The organism is Virgibacillus kimchii, assembly GCF_055379185.1.
Genome location: NZ_AP043951.1, coordinates 1,444,801 through 1,462,722, shown reverse-complemented (window position 1 = coordinate 1,462,722; position 17,922 = coordinate 1,444,801). Strand labels below are relative to the sequence as shown.

The following is a 17,922-nucleotide window of genomic DNA, read 5'->3' as shown; positions in this document are numbered from 1 at the left end:
TGTCGCTTTTAAGCAAGGTGATTTCTTGCCGGAAAAGTATATTTACTTTAATTGCTTAAGGTGATATAATTAAATCTTGTCACGAAATAAGTGACATCCGAAAATTTGCTCTTTGAAAACTGAACAAAACAACCAGTATGTAAACAGATGTCAGGAAAGCAGTTGGAGGTCGGACGAAAGTCCGGCTGAGGAAGACTAGTTAACCCTGTATCAATTTTTGAAGCTAAGAGAAGGTAGTGGATTGGTGTCCATTACACTCAAACTTTTATGGAGAGTTTGATCTTGGCTCAGGACGAACGCTGGCGGCGTGCCTAATACATGCAAGTCGAGCGCGTGAAGCAGGCAGATCCCCTTCGGGGGTGATGCTTGTGGATCGAGCGGCGGACGGGTGAGTAACACGTGGGCAACCTGCCTGAGAGACTGGGATAACCCCGGGAAACCGGGGCTAATACCGGATAATACTTTTCTTTGCATGAAGGGAAGTTGAAAGGCGGCCTTTGGCTGCCGCTCACAGATGGGCCCGCGGCGCATTAGCTAGTTGGTGAGGTAAAAGCTTACCAAGGCGACGATGCGTAGCCGACCTGAGAGGGTGATCGGCCACACTGGGACTGAGACACGGCCCAGACTCCTACGGGAGGCAGCAGTAGGGAATCATCCGCAATGGACGAAAGTCTGACGGTGCAACGCCGCGTGAGTGATGAAGGTTTTCGGATCGTAAAGCTCTGTTGTGAGGGAAGAACAAGTGCCGTTTGAATAAGGCGGCACCTTGACGGTACCTCACCAGAAAGCCCCGGCTAACTACGTGCCAGCAGCCGCGGTAATACGTAGGGGGCAAGCGTTGTCCGGAATTATTGGGCGTAAAGCGCGCGCAGGCGGTCTTTTAAGTCTGATGTGAAAGCCCACGGCTTAACCGTGGAGGGTCATTGGAAACTGGAGGACTTGAGTGCAGAAGAGGAGAGTGGAATTCCACGTGTAGCGGTGAAATGCGTAGAGATGTGGAGGAACACCAGTGGCGAAGGCGACTCTCTGGTCTGTAACTGACGCTGAGGTGCGAAAGCGTGGGGAGCGAACAGGATTAGATACCCTGGTAGTCCACGCCGTAAACGATGAGTGCTAGGTGTTAGGGGGTTTCCGCCCCTTAGTGCTGAAGTTAACGCAATAAGCACTCCGCCTGGGGAGTACGGCCGCAAGGCTGAAACTCAAAAGAATTGACGGGGGCCCGCACAAGCGGTGGAGCATGTGGTTTAATTCGAAGCAACGCGAAGAACCTTACCAGGTCTTGACATCCTCTGACCACTCTGGAGACAGAGTTTTCCCTTCGGGGACAGAGTGACAGGTGGTGCATGGTTGTCGTCAGCTCGTGTCGTGAGATGTTGGGTTAAGTCCCGTAACGAGCGCAACCCTTGATCTTAGTTGCCAGCATTAGGTTGGGCACTCTAAGGTGACTGCCGGTGACAAACCGGGGGAAGGTGGGGATGACGTCAAATCATCATGCCCCTTATGACCTGGGCTACACACGTGCTACAATGGATGGAACAAAGGGCAGCGAAGCCGCGAGGCCAAGCAAATCCCACAAAACCATTCTCAGTTCGGATTGCAGGCTGCAACTCGCCTGCATGAAGCCGGAATCGCTAGTAATCGCGGATCAGCATGCCGCGGTGAATACGTTCCCGGGCCTTGTACACACCGCCCGTCACACCACGAGAGTTGGTAACACCCGAAGTCGGTGAGGTAACCATTTGGAGCCAGCCGCCGAAGGTGGGACCAATGATTGGGGTGAAGTCGTAACAAGGTAGCCGTATCGGAAGGTGCGGCTGGATCACCTCCTTTCTAAGGATATATAACGGAACATCTGACTTTGTCAGATGAAAAACATACTGTGTTGTTTGGTTCAGTTTTGAGAGAGCAAAAGCCTCTCAAAGGATATTCTGTTAAAACCCGCCACGTCCTGGGACTGCGCATGAATGCTCGTCCCACCGGAAACATTTGTGGCGAACACAGAAGTCACCACATCCTGTGGAAGCTTGTACCTTGAAAACTAAATAAGAGTAACAACGACATCAATAACATTTGATTGTAAGCGAAGGCTAATAAAATTAGTGACGCTTATTCATTGTAAAGCTTAGTTAAGTGAATAAGGGCGCACGGTGAATGCCTTGGCACTGGGAGCCGATGAAGGACGGGACTAACACCGATATGCCTCGGGGAGTTGTAAGTAAACTTCGATCCGGGGATTTCCGAATGGGGGAACCCACTGTTCGTAATGGAGCAGTACATCTATCTGAATACATAGGGTAGATGAGGCAGACCCGGGGAACTGAAACATCTCAGTACCCGGAGGAAGAGAAAGCAAAAGCGATTTCCCAAGTAGCGGCGAGCGAAACGGAACGAGCCCAAACCGGAAAGTTTACTTTCCAGGGTTGTAGGACACTCCATTGGAGTTACCAAGAAATTCTTTAAACGAATCGGTCTGGAAAGGCCAGCCACAGAAGGTAACAGCCCTGTAATTGAAAAAGAGTTTCCTCCGGAGTGGATCCTGAGTACGGCGGAACACGAGGAATTCCGTCGGAATCCGGGAGGACCATCTCCCAAGGCTAAATACTCCCCAGTGACCGATAGTGAACCAGTACCGTGAGGGAAAGGTGAAAAGCACCCCGGAAGGGGAGTGAAACAGAACCTGAAACCGTGTGCCTACAAGTAGTCGAAGCGCGTTAATGCGTAACGGCGTACCTTTTGTAGAATGGACCGGCGAGTTACGATCGTATGCAAGGTTAAGTGGAAGACACGGAGCCGCAGCGAAAGCGAGTCTGAACAGGGCGAAGTAAGTATGCGGTCGTAGACCCGAAACCGTGTGATCTACCCATGTCCAGGGTGAAGGTCAGGTAACACTGACAGGAGGCCCGAACCCACGTATGTTGAAAAATGCGGGGATGAGGTGTGGGTAGGGGTGAAATGCCAATCGAACACGGAGATAGCTGGTTCTCTCCGAAATAGCTTTAGGGCTAGCCTCAAGTGTGAAGTACCGGAGGTAGAGCACTGATTGGACTAGGGGCCCTCACCGGGTTACCGAATTCAGTCAAACTCCGAATGCCGGATACTTTTGCTTGGGAGTCAGACTATGGGTGATAAGGTTCATAGTCGAGAGGGAAACAGCCCAGACCGCCAGCTAAGGTCCCAAAGTATACGTTAAGTGGAAAAGGATGTGGAGTTGCCCGGACAACCAGGATGTTGGCTTAGAAGCAGCCACCATTTAAAGAGTGCGTAATAGCTCACTGGTCGAGTGACTCTGCGCCGAAAATGTACCGGGGCTAAACGTATCACCGAAGCTGCGGATTGTTCTTACGAACAATGGTAGGAGAGCGTTCCAATGGCAGAGAAGTCAGACCGTGAGGACTGGTGGAGCGATTGGAAGTGAGAATGCCGGTATGAGTAGCGAGAAAAGAGTGAGAATCTCTTTCACCGAAAGCCTAAGGTTTCCTGAGGAAGGCTCGTCCTCTCAGGGTTAGTCGGGACCTAAGCCGAGGCCTAAGGGCGTAGGCGATGGACAACAGGTTGATATTCCTGTACCACCTCATGAGCGTTTGAACGACGGGGTGACGCAGAAGGATAGGGAAAGCGCACGGATGGAAGCGTGCGCCCAAGCAGCAAGAGAGTCAGGCAGGCAAATCCGTCTGGCAATCTCAAGCTGTGATGGGGAGTGAAATATAGTAGCGAAGTTCCCGATTTCACACTGCCAAGAAAAACCTCTAGTGAGTTCATAGGTGCCCGTACCGCAAACCGACACAGGTAGGCGAGGAGAGAATCCTAAGGTGAGCGGGAGAACTCTCGTTAAGGAACTCGGCAAAATGACCCCGTAACTTAGGGAGAAGGGGTGCTTCTTGCATGAGAAGCCGCAGTGAATAGGCCCAAGCGACTGTTTAGCAAAAACACAGGTCTCTGCGAAGCCGCAAGGCGAAGTATAGGGGCTGACACCTGCCCGGTGCTGGAAGGTTAAGGGGAAGTGTTAGGGTTTTACCCGAAGCACAGAACTGAAGCCCCAGTAAACGGCGGCCGTAACTATAACGGTCCTAAGGTAGCGAAATTCCTTGTCGGGTAAGTTCCGACCCGCACGAAAGGTGCAACGACTTGGGCACTGTCTCAACGAGAGACCCGGTGAAATTATACTATGCGTGAAGATGCGCATTACCCGCGACAGGACGGAAAGACCCCGTGGAGCTTTACTGTAGCCTGATATTGAATGTCTGTACAGCTTGTACAGGATAGGTGGGAGCCTTGGAAGCGTGAGCGCCAGCTTACGTGGAGGCACCCGTGGGATACCACCCTGGCTGTATGGACCTTCTAACCCAGGGCCGTGATCCGGTCCGGAGACAGTGTCAGGCAGGCAGTTTGACTGGGGCGGTCGCCTCCCAAAAGGTAACGGAGGCGCCCAAAGGTTCCCTCAGAATGGTTGGAAATCATTCGCAGAGTGTAAAGGCAGAAGGGAGCTTGACTGCGAGACCTACAAGTCGAGCAGGGACGAAAGTCGGGCTTAGTGATCCGGTGGTTCCGCATGGAAGGGCCATCGCTCAACGGATAAAAGCTACCCCGGGGATAACAGGCTTATCTCCCCCAAGAGTTCACATCGACGGGGAGGTTTGGCACCTCGATGTCGGCTCATCGCATCCTGGGGCTGTAGTCGGTCCCAAGGGTTGGGCTGTTCGCCCATTAAAGCGGTACGCGAGCTGGGTTCAGAACGTCGTGAGACAGTTCGGTCCCTATCCGTCGTGGGCGTTGGAAGTTTGAGAGGAGCTGTCCTTAGTACGAGAGGACCGGGATGGACACACCGCTGGTGTACCAGTTGTTCCGCCAGGAGCATAGCTGGGTAGCTACGTGTGGAAAGGATAAGTGCTGAAAGCATCTAAGCATGAAGCCACCCTCAAGATGATACTTCCCATCATTTAAAATGAGTAAGATCCCTCAGAGACGATGAGGTTGATAGGTCCGAGGTGGAAGCGTGGTGACACGTGGAGCTGACGGATACTAATAGATCGAGGACTTAACTAAACTAAAATATGTCGTTGGCTTCTCTTATTTAGTTTTTAGGGTATAAAGTTAAAAAAACCCTTGCATTTTTTGTGGAAAATGCATATAATATGTCTTGTCTCCCATTTAGGGACAACATAAAGGAAGTTCGGTTAAAACCGTTCACGTCCTGTGAACAACACCGAACGACCTACATCCTGTAGGCCTGGTAGCAATAGCGGAGAGGTCACACCTGTTCCCATGCCGAACACAGAAGTTAAGCTCTCCAGCGCCGATGGTAGTTGGGGCTTTGCCCCTGCAAGAGTAGGACGCCGCCAGGCAAACCAAAAACCAGGGTACGGATTAATCCGTACCCTGGTTTTTTAATGGAAATAATACCTGTTCAAATAGCATATCGGTTGAAACAGTGAATCTGCTTCTGCCGCAAACAGCATTATTACTTTGTTATTCTTGATTGATATAATAATTTTTTAACGATTAAAAAATACCCCCTAATATTTAGGCATCATAGCATAATAAATGATCAGAAACACAACCTGCCTCGTGTATCAAAGTAATAAGGGGAAAGTGTTAAGAAATCATTCCCCAAATTTATCTTTTACGCATATAATTTATCAGATGATGCTATTTAGGGAGGAAAGCTTATGTATTTCTATTATCATTACTTTTATCCATGGTATGACAGTATGCATTATTTTCCTGTCAGACAATACCCTCCCGTCGATCCGGACATGTTTTTTGATTCAGCAAATGCCATGACAAGTCTCATGAATGATGCGGCGCGGGTCCTGGATAAAATAGCAGGTTCAAAACCATTTGCTGAGCAGATCATGACAGCAGCGCAGGCTTCCGATAAGGAGGAAGTGGAACGCCTTATTGGGACGGTTGGTGTGGATTCAGAATTAGACATAAATTTTAATCCGAACAGTTTACGGCTTGAATTTAAAGAGGAGACTAAAGAAAGTGAAATGGCATGTTGCCGGCTTCTGCTGACGTTGAGGTGGCAGTAAGTTATATATTTAACCAGTACTTTCTGATTTTCCTCATTTTTGAACAAGTATCTCCTTTATATGAAACAATTTAAAGCTCAGAAAGAATCACATAAGCAAACAACAGCTTCCAATTATTATGCTTATAGAAATCTTTATTGTTAATAATCGTACGCCATTTGCTTGTGTAAGGTCTCCGTTGTGCTTTTAATTTTAACTAATTCTATTGCACAATAATGGGTTAGTTAATCTGAATTGGATATATTTTGTTTCTTAATCCTGTTTCCTTTATTAATGTATATAAGTGTAAATATAACTATGCCGATAAATAAAACAAGCCCGATGACAAATAGCGAATTATTTTCAAACAAAACACTAAGTATCCAAAACAACATACTAAATGATAGAGCAAACATCATTTTCCCCATCGCTTTGGAGAGAGCAATTTGGTCATATTTTTTCTTTTCTTTTGGTGGCATTGTGTTATAACCTGCGATTAGGGAAGAACCTTTTCCATTGATAAAAACGAGCCCCAAAATAACAAACAGCATGATACCAAAGGCTATTATGATCATTAAAACAATCTTTTTTTCCATCTTTATCCCTCCCCTCATAAATTCAATAGTAACTAAGTTATGTGTTTCATGAGTTGTAAATAAGCAATATATAAAGTTCCTTTAGATAATCTAATTGTATTGTATTATAACTTTTCTTCCTTTGCATTGGATTTTCCTTTTTTGCACCATTAAATATACATTCTTGTTTATTAGCTGTATTCCTTTTTAAATACATACGCATTTTATTTGTCGTTTCTTTCTCTCTCTTCTTATTATATGACAAACCCCTTGTGTACAACTGTTCCAACATAAAGGTAAGTTTAATTTTATTTCATAGTGGGAAGGACCTAATTGGCTGACATTTTACTAATAAACTAGGTATAAAACATCAAGGAGGGTACTTCATTGTCACAGAGAACGGGAGGAAACCATCAATTTTTGGAGACAGGGAGACCGGCAGTAGAAGGAAGAAATGGTGCGGTAACATCACCACATTATTTAGCTTCACTGGCAGGCAAGTCTATTTTGGAAAAAGGTGGACATGCTGTTGAAGCAGCAATCACAATTAACTCTGTATTATGTGTTGTTTATCCGCATATGGCTGGGTTAGGTGGTGACTTATTCGCACTCGTATGGGATAAATCTGAAAAAGAAGTACGCGCTTTGAACGGAAGCGGTAAATCCGGAAGAAATGTAACGAGGGAGAAGTTTTTTGAAAATGATCTGGATGAAATCCCCGATAGAGGTCCTTTAGCTGCAAACACAGTACCCGGAACAGTAGACGCTTGGTGGGAATTGCATCAGCAATATGGAAAGCTGCAGTGGGAAGAATTGTTCGAATCCGCGATCCATTATGCAGAAAAAGGGTTTCCGTTGACGGACAAGGTTAGTGACTTTATTCGTGAAGAGAAGGAATTGCTGCAAATGTATCCCGAGACGGAGAAAATGTTTCTCACAAACAACCAAGCACCGGAGTCAGGGGAAGTATTTATACAGCCAGAACTCGCCTGGTCTCTCAAACAAATTGCAAGTGAAGGACGTGATGTTTTTTATAAAGGAGAAATTGCGGATAAAATAGTTGCTGCTTTTGAAAAACATGGCGGACTTTTAACAAAAGAAGATTTTGAAACACATAAATCCATTTGGGATAAACCTATTTCTAACAATTATAAAGGATTTGATGTGTACCAGGTAAGGCCAAACACACAAGGAATTGCAATGTTAATGATGTTAAATCTATTGGAAAAACATGACCTTACCAGGATTGCCGATGGTACACCGGATTATTATCATCTGATGGCAGAAGCCGCAAAAATCAATTTCTCCTACCGAGACGAATGGGTAACAGATCCCGACCACATCAAAGTACCGTATGATGAACTACTTTCCGAAACGTTGTCAGAGGAAATAAATAAACATTTTTCCTTGGATAAAGTCTTTCATGCGGACCATTTCAATGATCTTCCTGAAGTGAAAAAGAACCGGGATACAGTATATATGAGCACGGTGGATGAAGAAGGAAACAGTGTATCCCTTATTCAGAGTATATTCCATGAATTTGGCTCGGGTTTTGTTCCGGAAGGCTGTGGTTTTCTATTTCAAAATCGGGGTTCCTACTTTAGCTTGGAAGAAAACCATCCAAACCGGCTGGAACCGAATAAACGGACTTTCCATACCATTATGCCGGCAATGGTGATGAAAGATGATAAGCCATTTATGCTGTTTGGATCCATGGGGGGAGAAGGGCAGCCGCAAACACAGTGTGCGTTATTAACGAGAGTGGTGGATTTTGGCTACAATATACAGCAGGCAATCGAAGCACCCCGCTGGTTATATGGAAAAACATGGGGTGAGGATAGTTCTACATTAAAATTAGAAGGCAGAATTCCGGACTCTATTTTGCATGAGCTTGAAAAACGGGGCCATATGATCGAAAGAACGGAAAATTTTTCACAAACAATGGGACATGCCCAGGGAATTATACTGGACCATGAAAAAGGCATTTACAGTGCCGGAGCTGATCCTCGAGGAGATGGAATAGCAGTAAGCTGGTAGTTTCATAGCAATAGAGGTAGAAGATATCAACAAGGAAATGGAGGATACAATATGGATAGCAATTTACCAGTAGATATACTTCATTGGTCACTGGCAATCCTGCCGCTTGTCCTTTTGCTTATTATGCTTGTTGGCCTTAAGTGGTCCGGCGGGGTATCCGGTTGGATTGCCATGGCCGTAGCTACAATTGTCGGGTTTTTTATGTTTCAGGCACCATTGGACAATCTGGCTGTTGGCTTTGGTAAAGGATTATGGGAAGCCTTTTTTATCTTGCTAGTTGTTTGGCCCGCGCTATTGCTTTACCAGGCAACAAATGATGCAGGTGCTTTTAAAGTAATCAGGGAAGATATTCAAAAACACAGTCAAAATTATTTATTTCTCATTCTCGGCTTTGGTTGGGTATTTGCATCTTTCCTGCAGGGTGTAGCTGGATTTGGTGTTCCAATAGCGGTAGTTGCGCCTCTATTAATCGGAATTGGCGTAAAACCTGTGATGGCAGTCGTCATTCCATTAATCGGTCATGCATGGGCCAATATGTTTGGAACGCTTGCAGTTGGCTGGATAGCCACTGTCAATACCGTCCAGATTGAAGAGCAGACGCTTACGCTTTTTTATACAGCACTGCTTCTCTGGATTCCAAACTTACTGGCCGGACTAATGATCAGCTGGTTACATGGCAGGTGGAAAGGGGTAAAAGAAGGGTTTCTCGCTGTCATTATTATTTCTGTCATTCATGGTGGAGGACAGCTGGGTATGGTTTTTGCAGATCCGATTTTAAGTACTTTCGTTCCAACTATCCTGGCGTTTGGTGCTCTATTTGGTCTCTCAAAAATGAAGCGTTACAGCGAAAGGTCCAAATTGGATGAAGAAACAGATGTCATGGAAGAAAAGAGTAATGACGATGAGGAAAAACCGAATATTTCACTCCATCAGGCTTTTATGCCTTACTATGTTCTCACTGTCCTGACAATCATTATGCTGGGCATCCCATTTATAAAAGATTTCCTTGAATTATTTGAAGTGGGACCGCCATTTCCGGCAGCGGAAACAGGATATGGATTTGAAATGGAGTCAGTCGAGTCTTATTCTCCAATCGCACCATTTACCCATCCAGGTTTCTATTTGCTGATTGCATTTATATTCGGCTATTTCTGGTATAAGAGATTTAACTTATACGGGGAAAAGCCAATAAAGAATATATTCTCAGGTTCCAAGGACAATGCATTGGGTGCTTCCATTGCCATTGCCGGATTTTTAACGATGACGATGATTATGGAAAATTCCGGGCAGACCAATGTGCTGGCCTTAGGCATTGCAGAAGTATCACCACCTGCTGTATACGTTGCACTTGCCAATGTATTGGGGATTATTGGCTCTTTTATGACCTCTTCCAATACGTCATCCAACGTATTATTTGCACCACTTCATGGCTCGGTTGCAAATTCAATGGATAATTTGACATTGCCGATTGTCATTGCAGCACAGTCTGCAGGTGGAGCCATTGGTAATGTTATATCACCTGCAAACATTGTACTCGGTACAAGTACGGCAGGAATACAAGGAAAAGAATCGGAAGTGTATAAACGAACCCTGATTTATGTCGTTATTTCCGGACTTCTTGTTTCTGCTGGGGCAATACTCATTTTCTTCTTGGCAGGCTAATAAGTTACTCTGGGAAATGTCAATCCCGTAACACGTTGAAGTGTTACGGGATTGTTTATGATGTAAGCTTTTTAAGTCCTCATTGACTGAATGCAGACTTGTGGAAAAGCAGACTTCTATAGATCGTAACCAAAGGGATGCTGATTTTTTTGTCACGTTATCAGCTATGTATTTTTCCGTGATTCTCGGATTTATGTGCGGCAATTTTATTACTTTGTTTTTGAGGTTTTAAAAGAAAATAATTACTCCAATCTCAGCCTATACATATTTTTGTGTAGGCTGTTTGTTATGGTAGAAGTAAGGAACAAATATTTCATAAAGGAGAATGTCATGATGTCCGAGAATATAAAAAAGCCATTTTATAAAAAGTGGTGGGTGTGGGGAATTGCTGTAATCATTATCGCTGTTGCTGCTACAGGCGGAGATGACGAAGATAGTCTTACTGATTCCAAAGTGGAAGCTGTAAGTGAAGGTGAGGAAAAGGAGAAGCAGGAAGCAAAAGAAGAAGATACAGTGGAAGATGAAGCGGGATCGGATGAAGTGGAAAATCAGGCTGAAGAGAGTACTGAAGAAATGAACGACGACACATTGATCGCTGCAGGAACATATAAAGTCGGTGAGGATATTCCGAGTGGAGAGTATCTCGTCTTTGGGAATGGAATGGGGTATATCGAAAGTGCTTCAGACAGTACTGGAGAATTGGACAGTATTATTTTTAACGACAATTTGATGAATGATGCACATGCCTATGTTACTTTAGAGGATGGCGAATACTTTAAGCTGCAAAGTGCAGAGATGTATCCGGTGGAAGATGCACCATCCGTGGAGCCGGATGATGGCGTCTATCAAGACGGTATGTATAAAGTAGGGGAGGACATCCCGGCTGGTGAATATCAAATCATACTCGATAGCTCGATTGACATGGGCTACTATGAAGTTGCTACAGACAGCAGCCATCAGTTGGGCAGTATCGTAACCAATGAAAATGTGCAGGCAGACACTTATCTTACTGTTAGCGAAGGGCAATATTTAAAACTGCAGGATGTGAAAATAGAAAAGTGAAAAAGGGGAGCAGTTCTGCCATTGCAGGAAAATAACAGCAGAACTGTTTTTAATTGTCGAAATTCAGGACCGGTCTGTTCAAGTATCCTTCAATAATTCTATGAGTATATTTCCGAGTATCTTCCCGGCGGATTTGGGAGCAGTCTTACCAGGAAGACCCAGGGCATGCAGCGCGTTTATGCCATGTGCTTCTGCAGCCTGAAAGTCGGTTCCTCCCTCTCCTGATGCCAGATCGATAATAAGAGAGGATGGATTCATGGCAGCTATCATTTCTTTATTTACAATAGGATGTGGAACGGTATTTATACATAGTCGGGTTCCAGCAATGGACTCCTTCACATTGTGTAAATAGATACCATTCATTCCCATTTGCCTGGTACGGGCAAGATCTTCGGCCTTTCTTGCAGCAACAGTAACATTCGCGCCTACAGAACTAAACAGGTGAGCCACCGTCATCCCAACACGGCCAAACCCAAGCACCGTGACTTTGGAGCCGTGAACCGTTATGTCCATTTCCTGTATCGCAAGCATGAGTGTTCCTTCAGCAGTTGGAATAGCATTCATGATGGCGGTTTCATCCCTGTCAAAAATCCGAATCAATTGTCTGTCTGCTGAATGAGTCACGTCCGTTAAATACTGATTGGCTGTACCTGAATAAATAATACAATTACTTTTCGTATTTTTAAGGAATGAATCTGTTAAAACAAGTGATTCATCGGAATAATCGGCTTCCACATTACCATGATCATCGGTTCCGCGAACAGGCAGCAGAATGGCGTCAAATTCATCAGCTTTTAAGTTCTTCATAGTTGTATGCTGAATATCGGGTAAATCAAAACGGACCTTTTCAAAACCAGCTGCGGAGACAGTAAATTCTTGTTCTGCTAATTTTGTTATTACCTCCAATGTTCTGGCATCTCCGCCAAGAACAAGTATGTTTTTTCCTCTGGACAAGCATCCCCTCTCCCTTCCATATTACAAGATATTAAATGTGGGTTTTTATTATTATACCATGTAATTGGTTCGGGTTTGTATGTATAATATGTATCCTGACTGAAAGTGATCGGTAACTATAGCAACTAAAAAGCCTCCCAGCATCAAGTGGGAGACTTATCTCATTTCTTGAAATCGCGGAAATTCTCTTCATCGGAAAACTCCGTTTGAATCTTATTTTCGGTAAAATTATATGGCTCGTGTTTTGGATCAAGAATGTAGGCATTCATGTAAATATGGAACATGGACTCTGTAACAGCAATGAATACAGCCGCAAGTATAGCTATGGTTAATGCCGGAAATCCGGGACCGACAAGGAAATAGCTGAGCAGCCAGATGGTGATGGCAGCCAGTCCAAAATCAGCGAAAAAAGCAATCCCGTTTCCAAACTTGCGGAGGACATACAAATCTCCAATAAGATATCCAATACCTGTAACGCCGATGCTGATCAGCAAAATGTCTCCATAGCTGGGAAGACTAAAAAGAATAAACAGCAGAGAAAGTACGATTAATGTACTAAAAAATTTAATGAGTATTGCTTCGATATGTTTCATTGTAAGAATCCTTTCATTGTGAGGTAAATCGGGTATGTAACCTATTATTTAGTATGCAGATAAACAGGAAGATTATACGCAGAAGAAAAGAGGGATTTTCCGTATGACTATATGGCTTTGAATATAATAAAAACCGTTCCGGTGCTCCGAAACGGTTTTTATTTTTTAGAACCATGCTGCACCTACGATGATAAGCAGGATAAATAACACAACAATGAGGGCAAAACCTCCACCATAACCCCCACCGTAACCTGCAGGTGCTCCATAGCCATATCCATATCCGGCATAATGCATATTATTACCTCCCGTTATTAATTTGGTTTTTTTTTAATAATATCCATACCCACCGTAAGCTGAACCTACGATGATTAACAATATAAACAACACTACAACGAATGCGAAACCTCCACCATAGCCAGCAGTGCCACTCATTAAGTTAACACCTCCATCTCCTTTTGTTATTACTATATGTAGTAAAAATGTGTATTGATATGGGTACTTCCCCATATGAGAAAAAATGGGCGGTAAAATTTTGCATATGATCGTATAATGAAGAATTATTTTATGAAGGGAACATATTTTTAAAAGCATTATACCCACCCCTTACAAATTGGGATAATAAACATAACCTATTTAAGGAACCTGTAATGGGGGTGAAATTATGTCAGCAGGCTATTATCACGGCTTATGTCAACGGTACAAAGGAAAAGCAGTGGAAATAAAAACACACAATGGCAGAAGTCACAGAGGGATTATCCATCATGTTGATCATCATAAAGTATATTTGCAGCCATTGGGTCACCCAAGACATTTGGGAGGATTCGGCTATGGTTTTGGAGGAGCCGGATTCGGTGGCTTTGGCGGAGCTGGATTGGGTTTTGGTTCAATTGCCGCTTTAACCTTGCTTCCTTTTTTGTTCATTTAAAAAGAAAACATTTCTTCCTGCGAAGAAAAAAACAGTTGGTAAGGGCGGATACCTTTTCGAAATTTGTGTGGGTGAATAAGATGTAATAAGTATAACTAAAGGAGGTGATCGGATGTTCCCGGTAAGACAAAGGCCACCCATGCCGCCTCGTTCACCTTTTGGACCACCTGGACCGCCACCGAGAATGCCGCAGCCACCGAGAGCCCAACAGCCAAATCAGACAAGACAGAATTTAATGGCTATGCTTCAAGATGAAAATGGCCAATGGGATTTTGATAAGATATCAAACGCCGCAGGACATGTCAGTAAAATTTACGGGCAGGTAAGTCCGCTGATTACAAGGTTTTTCCGTTAGAATATGAAACTATTGCAAGATAAGTGTATATTTGCTTGTCCGGTAACAGTGATATCATTCATTAGTAAAGTTATTTATTTGAAGGGTCAGATCTGATGATTTGATCCTTTTTATTGCATTATAAAAATTACAAGTATTGACAATAGTATTGATTTATTATGTTAAAATGGAAGTAACATACATATGAGTTCTTGCATGTTTTTTCGATTTATTTATACGTATGGAGGGAGGTATTGGTTGCAGGCTTTAAAGTTTTTGTTGAGTTGGATAGCAGGTGTAATAATAGCTGTATTGGCTTTGAATTTGTTCAGCAATGAGGGGATAGATTGGGCGCAAATGTTTGGTCTTATTCTGGGAGGAATAATTGGGGTTGCTATTGTAACTGGGATGATAAAAGTCTTGAAAAAGTAAGATGAGAGGTGCTGTTTTGAGAAAGGTAGAAGTATGTCCGTATAATAAAAAATGGTCTTTACAATTTACGGAAGAAGCGGTAAAGATCCTGAATATCTTTCAAGAAGAAATTACAGCAATACATCACATAGGCAGTACTGCTGTACCGGGTTTAAAAGCAAAGCCGGTTATTGACACCATGCCTGTTGTGAAAGATATCGGCATGGTGGAACAATATTACACGGAAATGGAGGGACTCGGATATGAACCAAAGGGAGAACATGGAATTTTGGGGAGGAGATTTTTTATGAAAGGTGGAACTCAGCGAACCCATCATGTTCATTTTTTCGAAGAGGGAAGCGATCATATAGAACGGCATGTGGCTTTTCGGGATTACCTGAGAGAACATCCCGATGCAAAACAAAAGTATGGTGATTTGAAAGAAAGTTTGGCAAAACAGTTTCCTTATGATATGGAGGCCTACATAAACGGGAAGGCATCATTGGTAAAAGAAATAGAGGCTAAAGCGTTGAAATGGCAAGCCAAACAGGGCAGTGCTTTATGAAATTTTACAAATTCAGTAAAGCGTATGGTAAGCGTGTAACTGCATTTAATTCAGATTTTATCATGTCCCGCATTGTTCAAACAACAGAAGTTTCCAACATCAGTGGCATGCACCTGGAAAAAAACGGTATGATCGGCTATCATCAGGCAGCCGTTCCTCAACTTTTATTGGTGGTTTAAGGCGAAGGGTTCGTGCGGGACGAAAAAGATGAACATGTCAAGGTTCTGCCGGGAGATGCTGTTTTCTGGGAGAAAGATGAATGGCATGAAACCAAAACAGATACGGGGTTAACCGCTATCGTTATTGAAAGTGAAGTGCTGGAACCCAGCTCATTTATGGGATAGTGAATTAAGATTTAAACAAGAAAGGCCATGGATGAAAATAGGGTAATTATTTATGAAAAGAAATAAACAGATATTCTTGGAAGCAGGAGGTGTCTTTCATGATGGCAAATATTGGGGGAATACTGGGAATACTGTTTTCTATTGCTATTTTCATCTTATTATTCGTTGGACTGTGGATTAGCAGGAAAAAGTCATTTAAAGCAGGCGTTTATTTTTTTGTTTTACTAATCATTCATAAACTCTATTCCTATGCAGCGCCGCGTTTCATAGAAAGTTATGTAGAAAGGGTGGTGTCCGAAAATATAGAATTATGGTTTGATATGACTGTTGCACAATTGATTGCCTGGTTTTCATTGATCCCGACAACGATTGAACTGGCTGCATTTATCTTTTTAATTGTTGGTTTATATCAGTTGAAATTTTATCGTGAATCTTCAAAGTAAAATAAAAGGGTTAATTTTCTAATGAGAAGTCTAATTAGGATATGCTGTAAAGGTAAAAAGGGGAGTAGCTGTTCATGCAACAATGGTCTGGTTCTGCAGGTGTATGTGTGAATGAAAATGCTGAATTACTAATGATTCTACAGGGGAAACCCAAAGAGAAGAAAAAATGGTCTATTCCGTCTGGTGGAAGAGAGAATGGAGAAACGTTTGAGGAATGCTGTATTAGAGAGGTCGAGGAAGAAACCGGATACATAGTTGAAGTTGTTGAAAAGATCAAAGTGAAAAGAACGCGTTATGAAACTTGGAATACAGGTGTTGAAGTGCATTATTTCCTTGTGCAAATCGTTGGGGGGAGCAGAAACTTTCAAGACCCGGATCAACTTATATATGATATTGCCTGGAAAGCCATAAACGAAATAAAAACTATAAATTTATCTTTTCCGGAAGATAGGGAATTTCTTATTGATTACATAACGAAAAACTTTGCAAAAACGTAGATGGAGAGAGTTATATGGTAAAAGTGAATTTTAAAGACACCAGCTTATTCAAAGCCGATGCGGAGAAAGCTTTTTTATCCCAAATGGAACTAATTAAGGAATACATTCCGGAAGCTGATATTCAACACGTCGGCAGTACCGCCATTCCAAACAGCCTAACAAAAGGCGATTTGGATATACAGGTACGGGTAAATGCAGAACAATTTCCGGAAGCGGTTAAAGCACTTGCTTCATTATATGAAATCAACGAAGGCAGTATCAAAACCGATGCGTTCCGGGCTTTTAAAAATGATGCCATGATTCCACCTTTGGGAGTGCAATTAACTGTTATTGGTTCAGAATTTGATTTCTTTTGGAAGTTTCGTGAGGTTTTACTGCAAAATGATACATACAGACTGGAATATGACGAATTAAAAAGGACGTGTGAAGGTAAAGACATAGACGAATACAGGGAAGCCAAAGATGCGTTTTTCACTAGAATAATGAAAAGTCCTGAATTCCGAAAACTTGATGATACAACAACAGGGTAAACTGACATAGGTATTTGATAAGAGGTGTGCGATTTTGAAGTGTAAAAAGTGGTGATGTGTTAACATGAAGATGTTTTATAGGGGGATTAAATATGGGTTACGTCAAAGGTCTAAGAGAATTAGTCGGTCATCGGCCATTGATTTTACCAGGGTCTGTAGTGATGATATTAAATGAAAAAGATGAATTATTATTGCAGCACAGAACGGATGGGGATTGGGGGCTGCCCGGCGGAATTATGGAAATGGGAGAAAGCCTTGAGGATACCGCGAGAAGAGAGGTTAAAGAAGAAACGGGTCTAACTGTGGGCGAGCTTAAATTGCTGGATGTTTTTTCAGGCCCAGAGTATTACTTGAAAGTAGATAACGGGGATGAATTATATTCCGTGACTGCTGTGTATGTGACAAGGGATGTGAAAGGAAAGATCGAAATTGATAAAAGAGAATCTGTTTCGCTTCAGTATTTTAAACTTGATGAATTGCCGGAGGGGTTGACAGAGTCATATCGAAACTATATTGCTCCATACATAACTCAAATAACTAAATAGATAAACTTCTATGAAAAATCATAATAAGGGTACATTTGTTCTTTTTGTGTGCTATGATAAATATACCCCCAACCTAACTTTCCATCAGGAAGGGGGGATAGAAATGGAGATTATTGCACTCTTAACGGGCTATTGTTTCACTGGTAACAGCCGTGGTGAATTTAACCATCTCATTCTTGCACATCAAGAAGAAAGACCATCGCCGTCCTGCCAGAAAGCGATAGTCATAGGGTCAATCGCAAGGGAATTCAGCTTTAGGTGATTTTCCTTGCACTCCATATTTTATGTTATTATAACCGAATTATCCCAATTATACAAGAAGGAAGTAAAAATGATGGAATGGGCATTAATTATCTCTCTTGTTGCTTTGACTATTTCTTTTTTTGCACTGTATTTATCCAAAAAGAACACTTCTAAGTGATTAGGGTATGATG

18 protein-coding genes, 3 rRNA genes and 1 pseudogene are annotated in these 17,922 nt (G+C 43.0%); 17 read left to right on the top strand and 5 right to left on the bottom strand.

Annotated features, from left to right (window positions below; all coding sequences use genetic code 11):
- The first annotated feature begins 264 nt into the window (after window positions 1-264).
- The 4 genes from ACZ42C_RS07500 to ACZ42C_RS07485 all read left to right on the top strand — a co-directional run bounded on the left by ACZ42C_RS07500 (window position 265) and on the right by ACZ42C_RS07485 (window position 6,032).
- Window positions 265-1,830 (top strand): 16S ribosomal RNA (locus ACZ42C_RS07500).
- A 294-nt stretch (window positions 1,831-2,124) separates the two neighbouring features.
- A 23S ribosomal RNA gene (locus ACZ42C_RS07495) occupies window positions 2,125-5,043 on the top strand.
- A 183-nt stretch (window positions 5,044-5,226) separates the two neighbouring features.
- Window positions 5,227-5,342: ribosomal RNA gene (gene rrf, locus ACZ42C_RS07490) — 5S ribosomal RNA — on the top strand.
- The 16S, 23S and 5S rRNA genes sit together here, the layout of an rRNA operon.
- Before the next feature lie 324 nt (window positions 5,343-5,666).
- Entirely contained in the window at window positions 5,667-6,032 is a 366-nt protein-coding gene (locus ACZ42C_RS07485) for a YuzC family spore coat inner layer protein (protein ID WP_461180792.1), read from the top strand.
- Between the two features lie 224 nt (window positions 6,033-6,256).
- Here the strand turns inward: ACZ42C_RS07485 and ACZ42C_RS07480 are convergent, their stop codons facing one another.
- Window positions 6,257-6,607, bottom strand: coding sequence for a DUF3784 domain-containing protein (locus tag ACZ42C_RS07480; protein WP_461180791.1), 351 nt, complete (start codon window positions 6,605-6,607; stop codon window positions 6,257-6,259).
- Between the two features lie 366 nt (window positions 6,608-6,973).
- On the opposite strand from ACZ42C_RS07480, the gene ggt reads away from it, so the two are divergent.
- The 3 genes from ggt (at window position 6,974) to ACZ42C_RS07465 (ending at window position 11,347) form a co-directional block, all read left to right on the top strand.
- Window positions 6,974-8,623 (top strand): gamma-glutamyltransferase, encoded by a 1,650-nt coding sequence (gene ggt / locus ACZ42C_RS07475; protein WP_461180790.1) that lies wholly within the window; start codon window positions 6,974-6,976, stop codon window positions 8,621-8,623.
- A gap of 51 nt (window positions 8,624-8,674) precedes the next feature.
- A complete protein-coding gene (locus ACZ42C_RS07470) occupies window positions 8,675-10,285 on the top strand; it encodes an L-lactate permease (RefSeq protein WP_461180789.1) in 1,611 nt (536 codons plus the stop codon).
- Window positions 10,286-10,615: 330 nt separating this feature from the next.
- Window positions 10,616-11,347 (top strand): hypothetical protein, encoded by a 732-nt coding sequence (locus ACZ42C_RS07465; protein ID WP_464891341.1) that lies wholly within the window; start codon window positions 10,616-10,618, stop codon window positions 11,345-11,347.
- A 78-nt stretch (window positions 11,348-11,425) separates the two neighbouring features.
- On the opposite strand, the gene dpsA is transcribed toward ACZ42C_RS07465, so the two are convergent.
- The 4 genes and pseudogenes from dpsA to ACZ42C_RS07445 all read right to left on the bottom strand — a co-directional run bounded on the left by dpsA (window position 11,426) and on the right by ACZ42C_RS07445 (window position 13,326).
- Window positions 11,426-12,301, bottom strand: a complete 876-nt coding sequence (gene dpsA / locus ACZ42C_RS07460; RefSeq protein ID WP_461180787.1) for a dipicolinate synthase subunit DpsA — start codon at window positions 12,299-12,301, stop codon at window positions 11,426-11,428.
- A gap of 161 nt (window positions 12,302-12,462) precedes the next feature.
- Window positions 12,463-12,894, bottom strand: coding sequence for a DUF2512 family protein (locus ACZ42C_RS07455; RefSeq protein WP_461180786.1), 432 nt, complete (start codon window positions 12,892-12,894; stop codon window positions 12,463-12,465).
- Window positions 12,895-13,059: 165 nt separating this feature from the next.
- Window positions 13,060-13,137: pseudogene (locus ACZ42C_RS07450) on the bottom strand (YjcZ family sporulation protein); the annotation flags it as partial.
- A gap of 84 nt (window positions 13,138-13,221) precedes the next feature.
- Window positions 13,222-13,326 carry a YjcZ family sporulation protein gene (locus ACZ42C_RS07445; RefSeq protein WP_461180785.1) on the bottom strand — a complete coding sequence of 35 codons (105 nt, stop codon included), beginning with the start codon at window positions 13,324-13,326 and terminating at the stop codon, window positions 13,222-13,224.
- 229 nt (window positions 13,327-13,555) lie between these two features.
- Between ACZ42C_RS07445 and ACZ42C_RS07440 the strand changes: the two genes are divergently transcribed.
- The 10 genes from ACZ42C_RS07440 (at window position 13,556) to ACZ42C_RS07395 (ending at window position 17,488) form a co-directional block, all read left to right on the top strand.
- Window positions 13,556-13,819, top strand: a complete 264-nt coding sequence (locus ACZ42C_RS07440; protein ID WP_461180784.1) for a hypothetical protein — start codon at window positions 13,556-13,558, stop codon at window positions 13,817-13,819.
- 112 nt (window positions 13,820-13,931) lie between these two features.
- Window positions 13,932-14,174 (top strand): YppG family protein, encoded by a 243-nt coding sequence (locus ACZ42C_RS07435; RefSeq protein ID WP_461180783.1) that lies wholly within the window; start codon window positions 13,932-13,934, stop codon window positions 14,172-14,174.
- A 237-nt stretch (window positions 14,175-14,411) separates the two neighbouring features.
- Entirely contained in the window at window positions 14,412-14,585 is a 174-nt protein-coding gene (locus ACZ42C_RS07430; RefSeq protein WP_461180782.1) for a hypothetical protein, read from the top strand.
- 16 nt (window positions 14,586-14,601) lie between these two features.
- Window positions 14,602-15,129 carry a GrpB family protein gene (locus tag ACZ42C_RS07425; protein WP_461180781.1) on the top strand — a complete coding sequence of 176 codons (528 nt, stop codon included), beginning with the start codon at window positions 14,602-14,604 and terminating at the stop codon, window positions 15,127-15,129.
- Window positions 15,126-15,308, top strand: a complete 183-nt coding sequence (locus ACZ42C_RS07420; protein WP_461180780.1) for a cupin — start codon at window positions 15,126-15,128, stop codon at window positions 15,306-15,308. Before ACZ42C_RS07425 ends, ACZ42C_RS07420 begins: the two co-directional genes overlap by 4 nt.
- A 12-nt stretch (window positions 15,309-15,320) precedes the next feature.
- Window positions 15,321-15,473: a hypothetical protein gene (locus tag ACZ42C_RS07415; protein ID WP_461180779.1), complete on the top strand. Its 153-nt coding sequence runs from the start codon at window positions 15,321-15,323 to the stop codon at window positions 15,471-15,473.
- A 98-nt stretch (window positions 15,474-15,571) separates the two neighbouring features.
- Window positions 15,572-15,916, top strand: a complete 345-nt coding sequence (locus ACZ42C_RS07410) for a hypothetical protein (protein ID WP_461180778.1) — start codon at window positions 15,572-15,574, stop codon at window positions 15,914-15,916.
- A 68-nt stretch (window positions 15,917-15,984) separates the two neighbouring features.
- Window positions 15,985-16,413, top strand: a complete 429-nt coding sequence (locus ACZ42C_RS07405; RefSeq protein WP_461180797.1) for an NUDIX hydrolase — start codon at window positions 15,985-15,987, stop codon at window positions 16,411-16,413.
- A gap of 14 nt (window positions 16,414-16,427) precedes the next feature.
- The gene (locus tag ACZ42C_RS07400) at window positions 16,428-16,943 is read left to right on the top strand and encodes a GrpB family protein (protein ID WP_461180777.1); all 516 of its coding nucleotides are present in this window, start codon (window positions 16,428-16,430) and stop codon (window positions 16,941-16,943) included.
- A 92-nt stretch (window positions 16,944-17,035) separates the two neighbouring features.
- The gene (locus tag ACZ42C_RS07395) at window positions 17,036-17,488 is read left to right on the top strand and encodes an NUDIX hydrolase (RefSeq protein WP_461180776.1); all 453 of its coding nucleotides are present in this window, start codon (window positions 17,036-17,038) and stop codon (window positions 17,486-17,488) included.
- Window positions 17,489-17,922 lie beyond the last annotated feature (434 nt).